This window comes from Loktanella sp. S4079 (assembly GCF_000967725.1).
GTDB lineage: Bacteria > Pseudomonadota > Alphaproteobacteria > Rhodobacterales > Rhodobacteraceae > Yoonia.
In genome coordinates this window covers 66,087-77,350 of record NZ_JXYE01000001.1, presented here as the reverse complement: position 1 = coordinate 77,350, position 11,264 = coordinate 66,087, and the positions used below count along the sequence as shown (strand labels likewise).

At 53.3% G+C, this 11,264-nt stretch carries 13 protein-coding genes; 9 read left to right on the top strand and 4 right to left on the bottom strand.

Features of this window, described 5'->3' with window-relative positions; genetic code table 11:
- Nucleotides 1-75: 75 nt before the first annotated feature.
- The 9 genes from TW80_RS00435 (at nucleotide 76) to TW80_RS00395 (ending at nucleotide 8,824) form a co-directional block, all read left to right on the top strand.
- Nucleotides 76-549, top strand: coding sequence for a flagellar basal body-associated FliL family protein (locus TW80_RS00435; protein WP_045995395.1), 474 nt, complete (start codon nucleotides 76-78; stop codon nucleotides 547-549).
- 9 nt (nucleotides 550-558) lie between these two features.
- Nucleotides 559-918 carry a hypothetical protein gene (locus tag TW80_RS00430; RefSeq protein WP_045995394.1) on the top strand — a complete coding sequence of 120 codons (360 nt, stop codon included), beginning with the start codon at nucleotides 559-561 and terminating at the stop codon, nucleotides 916-918.
- Complete coding sequence (locus TW80_RS00425) at nucleotides 915-1,478, top strand: MotE family protein (protein ID WP_045995393.1); 564 nt, start codon at nucleotides 915-917, stop codon at nucleotides 1,476-1,478. The genes TW80_RS00430 and TW80_RS00425 overlap by 4 nt, the downstream gene beginning before the upstream one ends.
- A gap of 69 nt (nucleotides 1,479-1,547) precedes the next feature.
- The gene (motA, locus tag TW80_RS00420; RefSeq protein ID WP_045995392.1) at nucleotides 1,548-2,417 is read left to right on the top strand and encodes a flagellar motor stator protein MotA; all 870 of its coding nucleotides are present in this window, start codon (nucleotides 1,548-1,550) and stop codon (nucleotides 2,415-2,417) included.
- Entirely contained in the window at nucleotides 2,414-4,330 is a 1,917-nt protein-coding gene (locus TW80_RS00415) for a hypothetical protein (protein WP_045995391.1), read from the top strand. The genes motA and TW80_RS00415 overlap by 4 nt, the downstream gene beginning before the upstream one ends.
- 162 nt (nucleotides 4,331-4,492) lie before the next feature.
- A complete protein-coding gene (flhA, locus tag TW80_RS00410) occupies nucleotides 4,493-6,577 on the top strand; it encodes a flagellar biosynthesis protein FlhA (protein ID WP_045995510.1) in 2,085 nt (694 codons plus the stop codon).
- Between the two features lie 83 nt (nucleotides 6,578-6,660).
- Nucleotides 6,661-7,356 (top strand): flagellar biosynthetic protein FliR, encoded by a 696-nt coding sequence (locus TW80_RS00405; RefSeq protein WP_446720125.1) that lies wholly within the window; start codon nucleotides 6,661-6,663, stop codon nucleotides 7,354-7,356.
- Nucleotides 7,353-8,435, top strand: coding sequence for an EscU/YscU/HrcU family type III secretion system export apparatus switch protein (locus tag TW80_RS00400; protein ID WP_045995389.1), 1,083 nt, complete (start codon nucleotides 7,353-7,355; stop codon nucleotides 8,433-8,435). The genes TW80_RS00405 and TW80_RS00400 overlap by 4 nt, the downstream gene beginning before the upstream one ends.
- Entirely contained in the window at nucleotides 8,432-8,824 is a 393-nt protein-coding gene (locus TW80_RS00395) for a hypothetical protein (RefSeq protein WP_045995388.1), read from the top strand. The genes TW80_RS00400 and TW80_RS00395 overlap by 4 nt, the downstream gene beginning before the upstream one ends.
- Here TW80_RS00395 and TW80_RS00390 read toward each other — a convergent pair.
- From TW80_RS00390 to flgG, 4 genes are read right to left on the bottom strand one after another with little or no spacing between them, the layout of a single operon-like run.
- Nucleotides 8,812-9,300, bottom strand: coding sequence for a flagellar basal body-associated FliL family protein (locus tag TW80_RS00390; protein ID WP_045995387.1), 489 nt, complete (start codon nucleotides 9,298-9,300; stop codon nucleotides 8,812-8,814). The two genes, TW80_RS00395 and TW80_RS00390, sit on opposite strands and share 13 nt — an antisense overlap.
- Before the next feature lie 21 nt (nucleotides 9,301-9,321).
- Nucleotides 9,322-10,044 (bottom strand): flagellar basal body L-ring protein FlgH, encoded by a 723-nt coding sequence (gene flgH, locus TW80_RS00385; RefSeq protein WP_045995386.1) that lies wholly within the window; start codon nucleotides 10,042-10,044, stop codon nucleotides 9,322-9,324.
- Between the two features lie 9 nt (nucleotides 10,045-10,053).
- Nucleotides 10,054-10,470 (bottom strand): flagellar basal body P-ring formation chaperone FlgA, encoded by a 417-nt coding sequence (gene flgA / locus TW80_RS00380; RefSeq protein ID WP_045995385.1) that lies wholly within the window; start codon nucleotides 10,468-10,470, stop codon nucleotides 10,054-10,056.
- The gene (gene flgG, locus TW80_RS00375) at nucleotides 10,467-11,252 is read right to left on the bottom strand and encodes a flagellar basal-body rod protein FlgG (RefSeq protein WP_045995384.1); all 786 of its coding nucleotides are present in this window, start codon (nucleotides 11,250-11,252) and stop codon (nucleotides 10,467-10,469) included. Before flgG ends, flgA begins: the two co-directional genes overlap by 4 nt.
- Nucleotides 11,253-11,264 lie beyond the last annotated feature (12 nt).

The following is an 11,264-nucleotide window of genomic DNA, read 5'->3' as shown; positions in this document are numbered from 1 at the left end:
CGCATGAGCCTTAACAATCGGTTAGGGCTTCTGAGTTTATGAAATGTTCCATCAAGCGACGAAAAGGATTGCGCGATGTCGGACGAACCTCAGACACCCAAAAAGAGTTCAAAGAAGCCTCTGATGATTGGCTTGGCCCTTGCATTACTTGGTGGTGGGGGTGGTTTTTTTGCAGTGCAGTCAGGCGTGATTGGCGGGGCAGGACCGGTGGAAGATCACGCTCAAATCGCAGCAGTGTCCGATTCGCCGAAGCTCAGTTTCGTGCCCCTTGATCCGCTGATTGTCTCGCTCGCGCGTGAAGGTGGACGCGATCACCTGAGATTTTCCGCGCAGTTAGAGGTGGTCCCTGAATTCGCGAACGAGGTGGAAGCGGTGAAGCCGCGTATCGTGGATGTGCTGAACGGCTACCTGCGAGCAGTTGAGGTCGCGCAGCTCGAAGATCCTGCTGCCCTGATTAGGCTGCGCGCGCAGATGCTGCGGCGCATTCAAATTGTCACGGGCGAGGGCCGCGTGCGTGATCTTCTCATTATGGAATTTGTGCTAAGCTAAGGAAATGCAATGACAATGATTGCTGATGTGTTCTTGATTGCCGGGGCTCTTGCAGCTGGGTTTTATTGTTTTGTTCTGTCGCGTCGGCTGCGGCGATTTACCGATCTCGAAAAAGGTGTGGGTGGTGCGGTTGCCGTTCTGTCGGCGCAGGTCGATGATCTAACCAAAACACTAACGCAGGCGCAGACAACGGCGAAATCATCTGTCGAGGCACTTGATAGCGTTAGCGCACGCGCAGAATCCGCCGGACAGCGTTTGTCTTTATTGGTCGCTTCATTGCACGACCTACCCGAGCCAGCGTCCCCGGCAAAGCCATCTGAAAGCCCATTTTTCGTGCGACGCCCATCAGGACCGGAGGGTAACCAGTGAGTAGAAAGGCACGATCGGGCGGTACGTTGCACGTGATTATTGCCCTGCTTGTTTCATCAGCCGTTGTTCGGACAGTGGCCGCAGCTGGCCCCGCCATGGCGGAGATCACACATGAATCCGCCGAACAGGTGAATATGAACCCGACGCAAGCAGATGATCCTGGTCCACTGTTCGCAGCGCTGCGCGCCCGCGAGGAAGCGGTCGAAGAACGTGAAACGCAGCTAGAGGAACGTTTGAACGCCCTGCATGTTGCGGAAACTCAAATTGAAGAAAAACTAGCCTCTTTGATCGCCGCAGAAGAAAGCCTTAGCGCGACAATTGCGCAGGCGGACAGTGCGGCGGAAACAGATCTCGCTCGACTAACGACGGTGTACGAAAACATGAAGCCCAAAGAGGCAGCCGCGCTTTTCACGGAAATGTCTCCGGGGTTTGCCGCCGGCTTTCTTGGTTTGATGCGCCCTGATTCAGCGGCGCTTATTATGTCGGAGCTTGAACCTGATGTTGCCTATTCCTTTAGCGTGGTTCTTGCAGGACGAAATGCAACGGTGCCCACTGACTGATCGTTAACACATTGACGGTAAAGTAAGATTCGAAATCCATTGATAGCTCAAGCAAGAGGATAAACCTAGATGGTTGGCTTAATCGGCGTCGTGCTGGTCTTTGTAACGGTATTTGGTGGTTACCTGCTCGCGGGTGGAAAAATGGCCATTATTCTCAAATCGCTTCCGTTTGAGATGATTATGATTGGCGGTGCGGCCGTAGGTGCATTTACGATCAGTAATGATGGCGCTGCGATCAAGCATACGCTCAATGATATCGGAAAGGTTTTCAAAGGGCCCAAGTGGAAGGCACAAGACTATAGTGATGTGCTGTGCTTGATGTTTGAACTGATCCGGGTCGCCCGCTCAAGCCCCGTTGCTCTTGAGGCGCATATCGAGGCACCAGAGACGTCCGATATATTTGGAAAATATCCCAAGATTCAGGGTGACAAAGAATCTGTCGCTCTGATTTGTGATACGTTGCGGTCGGCATCAATGAATTATGATGACCCGCATCAGGTGGAAGAGGTTCTGGAAAAGCGGATCGAAGCCACCTTGCATCATAACTTGCATTCGACACATGCCTTACAGACGGTTGCGGATGGTTTGCCCGCACTTGGTATCGTCGCTGCCGTGTTGGGTGTGATCAAGACCATGGGCTCCATTGATCAACCACCAGAAGTGCTGGGTAAGCTGATCGGCGGGGCGCTTGTTGGGACGTTCTTGGGGGTGTTTCTTGCCTATGGACTGGTCGCGCCATTCTCAACTAAGGTAAAGGCCGTCATCGAAGAGGATGCCAATTTCCATCAACTTATTCGCGAAGTGCTTGTTGCAAATCTGTATGCTCACGCACCCAATATTTGCATCGAGGTCGGCAGGCAAAACATGCCCGGTTCTGTCCGACCAACTTTTTCAGATATGGAAGAAGCACTGAAAGCAGTGAAGCAGAGCGCAGCATGATACGGATACTCATTGCTTTCGTGCTGCTGACATCTGCACCGGCAGCAATTGCACGCCCGGTGCCGATTCAAACGGGCGAACATCCCGATTTTACACGCATTGTCTTGTCGATACCGGCGGGAACCAACTGGGAATTGGGCAGAACGCCATCGGGTTATCGCCTAAATACGTCGCTGTCAGATGGGTTTGATCTGCGTCGGTTTTACGATTTGATCCCGAATACGCGTGCTGCAGCCGTTAAGCAGATCAGTGATAGCAGTCTTGAATTTGATGTACCGTGTAATTGCCACGCAGATGCTTTCATGGCCCGCGATCGGGTCTTGGTGATCGACATTCGCGATGGGGAGCCAGACCTCTCTTCACCTTTTGAAATGCCAATTACTGCTTTTGATCAGAGGGTTACGTCGTATTCTCTGCCTGAAAACAACATTCTTCCACTCTTCACGGCCCTCTCAGATCCTGACCCGACAGGTGTTCCGGCGCCCGAAACAGTTTTAACCGAAGTTGAGATTATACCCCCACGGAATACTCACGATTTGGCCGAGATCGAAGAGGCAATAACAAGCGGTCTAGCGCAAGGATTGACCCGTGGAACTCTTGATGAGGCTCCTTTAAGCGCCTCTATGACCGCGTTCTCAATCAGTGCTGGTGCCGATCATATATTGCCTGGGGTTGCTGCACACTCAAACCTTGATCCTATTTCCCAACCGTTCGGTCCTCAAAGGGCGAGCACACAAACGGGAGCAGTATGTCTTCCAGACGAGCTATTTGATATCGCAAGCTGGGGTGATGATCGCTCTTTCTCGCAACAGCTGGGAGAGAGCAGGCGTGCCGTTATTCGCGATATCGGGACAATAGACGAAGACGGCCTTCTTCAACTCGTGCGGACCCAGATTTATTTTGGATTTGGGGCAGAGGCGCAGAGTACTTTGTTGTTGTCACAGCAGAATTCGCAAGAACGGTTCATTCTCGACCAGCTGGCAAGCATACTAGATCATCAACCGACAGATCAGGCGGTTTTCGCTGAGCACGTCAGTTGCCCGTCGCTTGTAGCGTTGTGGGCGATGCTTAGTTCAGAGGGGCGGGCGCAGGACAGTCTTGTTCATCGCGATAGCATACTCGCAAACTTCAAATCATTGCCAACGCATTTGCAGTCGCTGTTGGGTGCTCGCCTTGCGGAACAATTTATTGCACTTGGCGATGAAGACGCGGCACTCCAATTTTTGCCTCAATCTATGCAAACAACCGAGGATGCAATTGCCGAAGCGAAGCTTTTCACGCACTTGCAAGAAGACGAGGCGGCAACCACCATTGTGACAGGTTTAGCACGCGATAGTTACCGTGTTGCACCAGATGCGATGACCGCATTCTTGAATGATACGGTAGAGCGCGAAGGTAGCGTTGCGACTGATGGTGACTTTTTGCTGGCTGACGTACTTAGATTTGAAAACGCTGGGACAAGTGCGGCTCACGAACTTTTCGAAGCGCAATTCAACGCCTACCTTGCTCAGAGCAATTTTGATGGTGCGCTCACCTTGCTTGAATCAGAGACAAGTCCGGGTGAGCAGGTACTTTGGTCCACTTTTGCTGCCAAAGCGACGGCTGAGATGGCAGATGGCGCGTTCCTGCAGTTCGCCTTTGAGTATGGCGCTGATCGGTTTTCATCTGAAACTATCAACGCCATTGGTGATCGGCTTTTGAATCTTGGGTTTGCAGATCGCGCTGAGAATTTCGGCGTAAGGCGCATTGATGAAAAGCAAGAAATCGAGCTGGCGACACAAGAGCAAGGGCGCATTGAGCGAGTTGAACTCGATCTCAGTCAAGCACCACTTACCTCTGCGCATGAACTGATTAGTCAGTCTTCTGAGATGCGCGCGTATATTTCTAGTCTCGTTGACGGCTCGGGCTCTTGAGCAATTCAAGCCCTTCGATCCTTGGTTACGACTTGTAAACCAGTTTTGCGTTAACCTCACCAACACTGAAGAGAATTCTTTGAGCAGGTGAAACCCCGTGTGCATTACTGTGATCCTTGACCAGCTGAAAAGTCGACGCGTTGAAGAGCGATGGGGAAGCATATGCTAAACATGCGAAAACTTTTTCAGCCCACGATCATTCTCGCATTGGCGTTGATGGCGGTCATTGTGATGATGATTTTGCCGGTGCCTGCGTGGGTTCTCGATCTTGGCCTGGCTGCCTCCTTTGCACTCGCAATCTTGATGTTCACGGTTACGCTCTTTATCGAGCGCCCCCTCGACTTTTCGGTCTTTCCGACTGTGCTGCTGGCCTCATTGATGTTGCGGTTGTCGTTAAATGTATCGTCCACCAAGCTGATCATTGGGCAGGGCCACACGGGAACGGGTGCGGCAGGCGATGTGATCGAAGGCTTTGCGATGTTCGTAATGGGTGGGAATGTCGTCCTGGGGCTGGTCGTGTTTTGCGTCCTTCTGATCGTGAATTTCGTGGTTATCAACAAGGGTGCGACGCGAATGGCCGAGGTCGGTGCGCGTTTTGCACTTGACGCGATGCCCGGAAAACAGCTCGCAATTGATAGCGATATGTCAGCGGGCGTGATCGACCACCAAGAGGCCAAGGCCCGCCGCGAAAGAGAACAGGCTGAAACGACATTTTTTGGCTCGCTTGATGGCGCATCAAAATTCGTAAAAGGTGACGCTGTCGCGGGGCTCTTGATTACAGCGCTAAATTTGGTGATGGGGCTTGTCATTGGCGTCGCCGTTAACGGTATGCCTGTCGGGCAGGCATTTGAAACATATGCAATTTTGACAGTTGGTGATGGCTTGGTGTCGCAGATACCGGCTGTCATCATTTCGATTGCTTCAGCATTGCTTTTGGCGCGCGGAGGGGCGAGAGGATCAACGGACCTAGCCATTGTTTCGGAATTGGGCCGACATCCGGCGGCGCTAGGGACCGTTGCAGTGTTGATGGGGTTGTTCGCGTTGGTGCCGGGGATGCCATTTGTGCCGTTTATTTTGGGGGCAATAACGCTTGGCTTCTGCGCGTTCGCAATGCGCAACGCGATCCGCAAGAAAGCAGAGAATGCGCAAACTGCGCCCACGGTAGATGAACAAAAACCGGCGCCAGCGTCCTTGGGTGATATTCTGGATTTAGATGATGTGCATGTCGAATTCGCCCCAGATCTCGTTGATATGGTGCTGGATCCCGGGACGGGTCTGGATGCGCGGATTACAAACATGCGTAGCCATGTGGCAACGTCATTCGGTGTTTTGCTTCCCGAAATTCGATTGACGGATAATGCTGCTCTACCATCCGGGTGCTATGTTGTGCACGTTCAGGGCGTAGAGCAGGTTAGAGATACACTTCGGGCCGATCATATTCTTGCGTTGATGAACGATGCCCCCACCATTGAGCTGCAAGGTGAAACCGTTAATGAGCCGGTTTATGGCGCCCCGGCAAAATGGATCTTGCCCGCAGACCAAGAGGAGGCCGCACTTGCAGGTTTAACAACTGTGCAACCGGCAGAGGTTCTGGCCACGCATTTGCTTGAGGTCGTCAAACGAAACTTTCCCCGGTTGCTGACTTTCAAGGCCTTGCGGAGAAGGCTTGATGAAATGGCGAACCTAAGCGATCCGCAAAGGGCTGAAGCTAATCGTAAAATGCTAGATGAGCTGATCCCAGACAAAGTGCCGTTCGATCTATTGTTGTCCGTCTTGCGCCTGCTGCTTGAAGAGCGCGTGTCGATCAGAAATTTGCCATTGATCATTGAGTCCATCTCGGAAGCACGCCCATTGCACCCGACTACCGAAGGCATCACAGAGCATGTACGGCAGTCGCTGGGTTTCCAGTTGGTCGCGGAAATGCGGCGGCCCGATGGGACGATCCCTCTGGTGCAACTCGCACCGGAATGGGAAGAGACCTTTACGACTTACGAGATTCGCTCAGAGCGAGGCGGCGGCGATGTTGCGCTTCCCCCTGACAACTTTAACCAACTTGCTGAAGGTATCGCTGAAAAACTCGGGCAGGCGGCTGCGTCCGGTGCATATGCAGCAGTTGTGACCTCAACGCGACGGCGCAGGTTTTTGCGAACGGTTATGGCAGCAAAGGGCATCCTGAATCCGGTCTTGTCGTTCGAAGAAATTGGCATCGATGCGCGGCCCGCGCTCGTTGGTCTCGTTTCCGCATGATCGAAGAATTACGGTCATTGTTAACCGTATCGCAGGTAATGATCTGGGCGGGATTTGTCGTTTTCCTAAGGATTAGTGCGTTGATGGCACTACTCCCGGCATTTGGATATCAATCGATACCGATGCGGGTGCGTCTGGGATTGGCACTTATGTTTACGTTGGTCGTCGCGCCTTCAGTTTCCGATAGCGTGCCTATGATTCCGGAAACGCTGCTATCGGCGTTCCGCCTGAGCGCACCTGAAATTCTATCTGGTGCGTTCTTTGGGATGTGTTTGCGATTATTTGTCTTTGCGCTTCAAATTGCAGGTTCGATCGCGGCACAAGCGACCTCGCTTTCTCAGATTTTTGGTGGCAGCGCGGGTGCTGATCCACAGCCAGCAATTGGTCATGTTCTCGTGTTGGGGGGCGCGGCATTGGCAATGTTATCAGGCCTTCATGTCCAGGCGGCGGGTTACATGTTGCACAGCTATACTCTGGTTCCGATTGGAACATTGATGAATAGTGAAATCGTCTCCAACTTAGGGGTGACTGAAGTGCGGCGTTGTTTCGAGCTTGCGTTCTCGCTCGCTGCACCGTTCCTCCTTGCTTCGTTGGTGTACAACGTTGTTCTGGGCGTCATCAATCGGGCGATGCCACAGCTCATGGTGTCATTTGTTGGGGCCCCGGCAATTACCGCTGGCGGCATGCTTTTGTTGTTGATCACAGCGCCGATCATGCTGCGCGTTTGGCATAGTTCATTTGTTGGCTTCATGGACGCACCGTTCGGTCCGATCCCATGAGCGAACAAGGGGACGAGAGCGACAAGCAATTTGAAGCGAGCCAGAAAAAGCTCGATGATGCGCGCAAAAAAGGGGAACTGGTAAAATCCGCGGATCTGACCACTGCTGCGGGATATGCGGGGTTCTTGCTGGTGGGGATTACATTTGGCTCGTCTGCGCTCACGAGTTTGGCGGAAGTGCTTGCCGTGATGCTGGGGCGTGCGGACTCGCTGAGCCAACTAATGTTTGACGGTTCAGGTGTCGCCGTGCAGCGCAACCTCATGAGTTCGGTCTTTCTGAATAGTTTACCTTGGTTCGCGGGCCCCGCGCTTTGCGCCCTCTTGGCGGTTATTGCCCAGCGGGCATTCGTGGTGACAGGTTCAAAGCTTGCGCCGAAGCTATCCAGAATCTCAATGATATCAGGACTAAAGAACAAGTTTGGTCGCCAAGGCTTGTTTGAATTCGTCAAAAGTTTCGCCAAACTATTGATTTATTGCATCGTGTTGGGGCTGTTCTTATCAGCACAATCCGATCGCATTGTCGGCAGTCTGTATCATCCGCCTGCGCGTGTGGTGTCGGAACTTGGCCAGTTGATGATCCATCTCATGTTTATCGTCGCAGTGATTGCGGCAATTCTTGGAGGGATAGACTATTTGTGGCAGCGGGCTGAGTTTATGCGCAAAAACCGGATGAGCCGGAAGGAAATGACGGATGAGCATAAGGAGTCAGAAGGCGACCCAATGATGAAGCAGCAGCGCCGTATGAAGGGACAGGCGATTGCAATGAACAAGATGCTGACGGATGTGCCAACCGCTGATGTTATCATTGTTAATCCGACCCACTATGCAGTTGCTTTGAAGTGGGATCGCAATTCAGGAAACGCGCCAACCTGCGTTGCGAAGGGCGTTGATGAGGTTGCCGCCAAGATCCGCGAATTGGCCTTTGAACATGGGGTTCCTGTGCATTCTGATCCGCCGACAGCGCGGGTGCTGCACGCGGGTGTCGAAATCGGTCAGGTCATCGCACCAGAGCATTATCGCGCAGTGGCGGCTGCTATTCGGTTTGCTGAGAAAATGCGCACTAAGGTATACAGATCATGAAGAAAGTCGCCCAAGCGCAGGCGCTGGCTAAATTAACAGCAGTAGAATTAGGTTACGTCCAGGCAGAGATGGCGCGGCTTGTGCAAGGCGAAGCGCGGTTAAGGCAAAATCTCATCCAGTTACAGCAGCGGCAAGAAGCGCAACCGCCAGCTTCGGCGACGACTGAATTCGTTGCTACACCGGCGGTGCATCTACGCTGGCAACGATGGGTGGACCAGCGAAAATCTGTAATCAACACGGAACTGGCGCAAATCCTTGCGCAAAAAGAAAACTGCGCAGCAAAACTGCGCAGCGTTTTCGGTCGGGATCAGGCGGCTCAAAAGTTGGTTGAAAAGCTGCAGGAACGACAGAAGCTAACCAACCAACGAAAGCAGTATTACGAATCCTGACGGACGATGTCAGTAATCAACACATCGGTCACAACTTCGCCGGCGATCTGTTGCGCGGATTGGAGAAGTTCATTGCGTAACGCGCGCATGTTTGTTCCCGTTGTGAAATTCCCTGAAAAACCACCAATATTTGCGTGATCGAACATCACCTGCAAAAATGCGTCGCGTAATTTCGGTTCTGCGGTATGAACGACGGATGTGTTGTTCGTTGTGACTTCAAGGCTAATCGACGTGACAACCAGTGCGGCGACTAAGCCGTCCTCAACCACAGGAATGACAAATTGATTATTCAGTTTCGCGTATTCACGTTCGAGGCTGATTTCTTCTACTGGGGCGTGGGTGGTCTCGGTTATTTCGCCACAGGGGTTTCCATCAGTAAGAAGGGTTTCTTCTTCGGGCATGAGCATCAGCCCAGCGCCAACGCCGCTGCCAGTTCCGACAAGCAGAAGGAGAAGGGGAAGCAGTAGATTTTTCATATGATCTCCGGTTCGGACTGATCAGAACGGCAGCGTGCTTTCGAGCACCTGATGACCGTATCTGGGTTGTTGCATATCGGTGATTTGCCCGCGCCCGCCGTAGGAAATACGGGCCGAAGCGATCTTGTCGTAAGTGATTTCATTCTGACGAGTGATGTCTTCGGGGCGAACGTAGCCCGTGATGATCAATTCGCGCAGCTCGTAGTTCACGCGGACTTCTTGTTGCCCCGTGATCGCAAGAACCCCATTGGGAAGCACGTCGGTGATCGTCACAGCGACCCGCAAAGTGAGTTTTTCATTCCGACGCACAGAGCCATCGCCAGACGAACTGCTGTCTGAGCTGAGATCTACAAATGCTGCTGCTGATGCGCCCTCGGGCAATCTGCGGTCGATCCGCTGCGGTAGGCCCAAGAGTTGAGGCATGCCTGCCTGCTGCGATTGAGATCGTGAGCGCGCGGAAGAGTTTGAAATCTCGGCGCTATCGTCAATTTCGATCACGACTGTCATGATATCGCCACGTTGCATGGCACGCCGATCGCCCAAGAGCGATCCGCGTTCGCCCGTCCATAGCGAGGCCTGCGAAGACGGTCCCAGCATCGTGCTAAGCACAGGTTCAGGAAAGCTGGGATTAAACATCGCCTCGCGCTCTACAGTTGTCTCTTGGGGGGTGAATGCGGGCGCACGTCCAATTGGTGTTGTTGTGCAGCCTGACACTGCCGCAATTACGATTAGAATTTTACGCATGTGCTGTCCTTAGTTTGCGACATAGCCTGCCCCATCCGCCCCGATTTGCGCAGTAACCGTGCTACGCGAACTGATATTCATGACGCGGATGCGGTCGCCCGGCCCGGCGCGGCCCAACGCGCGGCCTTCGGTCGTGATCGACAGCCCATGTTGATTGTAATGCAGAGCGATAATCTGATTTCTCTCAACTACGGCGGGGAAGCCCACATCGCCTTCTCGAATGGGGCGCCCCGCGTAAAGGGCAACACGTGCCTCCATTCCGATAATCTGCGCAGGATCGGAAACGGCGCCGGGGATTGTGCGGCTGTTAACCAATATGTCCTCGGGCATTATTGTCGACTGTGCCGGAATCGTGCGCGCCGCCAATACGGTATCAGCACTGGCTGACACACCAATGCAGCAAAAGAGCGCAAAGAACCGGATCATCGTACCTGAACCATCGAGCTAAGCATTTGGTCCGCTGCGGTAATGACTTTTGAGTTCAGTTCATACCCGCGCTGGGCAGCAATCAGATCGGACACCTCACGTACAGGATCAACAGAGCTGTTCTCGAGGTAGCCTTGGCGCAAGGCCCCCAATCCATCCTCGCCCGGGGTGCCGACCAATGATGGGCCCGAGGCGGGCGTTTCCACGAATAAATTCGATCCGATCGCTTCCAGCCCCTTTGGGTTGGTAAACCCGGCCATCGTGAACTGCCCCAAGAACTGTGGCTGCACCTGATCGTCAAAATATCCGTAAACCTCTCCCTCAGCGTTGATCGAAATCGAACGCGCATCACTTGGAATCGTAATGTCGGGGACAACGGGGTAGCCGTCGGATGTTACCACCTGCCCGTCACCTGTCAGCTTTAGGCCGCCATCCCGTGTGTAGGCGGAAACCCCAGAGGGCAGTGTAACCTCGAGGTAACCGTCGCCTTCGATAGCAAGATCAAGGTCGCCGCCCGTTTGCGTGAGTGATCCCTGTGACAGCATGACAGAAACCGCCGTAGTCCGCACACCAAGCCCAAGCTGAACCCCTGTGGGAAGCGAGGTGCCATCAGAGGCGTTGATTGTTCCGGGGCGAGCAACTTGTTGGTAGTGGAGATCGGCGAATTCAGCGCGGCGCGCGTTGTAACCTGTCGTGCTCATATTCGCGAGGTTGTTCGAGATCACCTCAACTCGGGTTTGTTGCGCCGACATTCCGGCAGCTGCGATTTCTAATGCTCGCATGGCTTTCTCCTA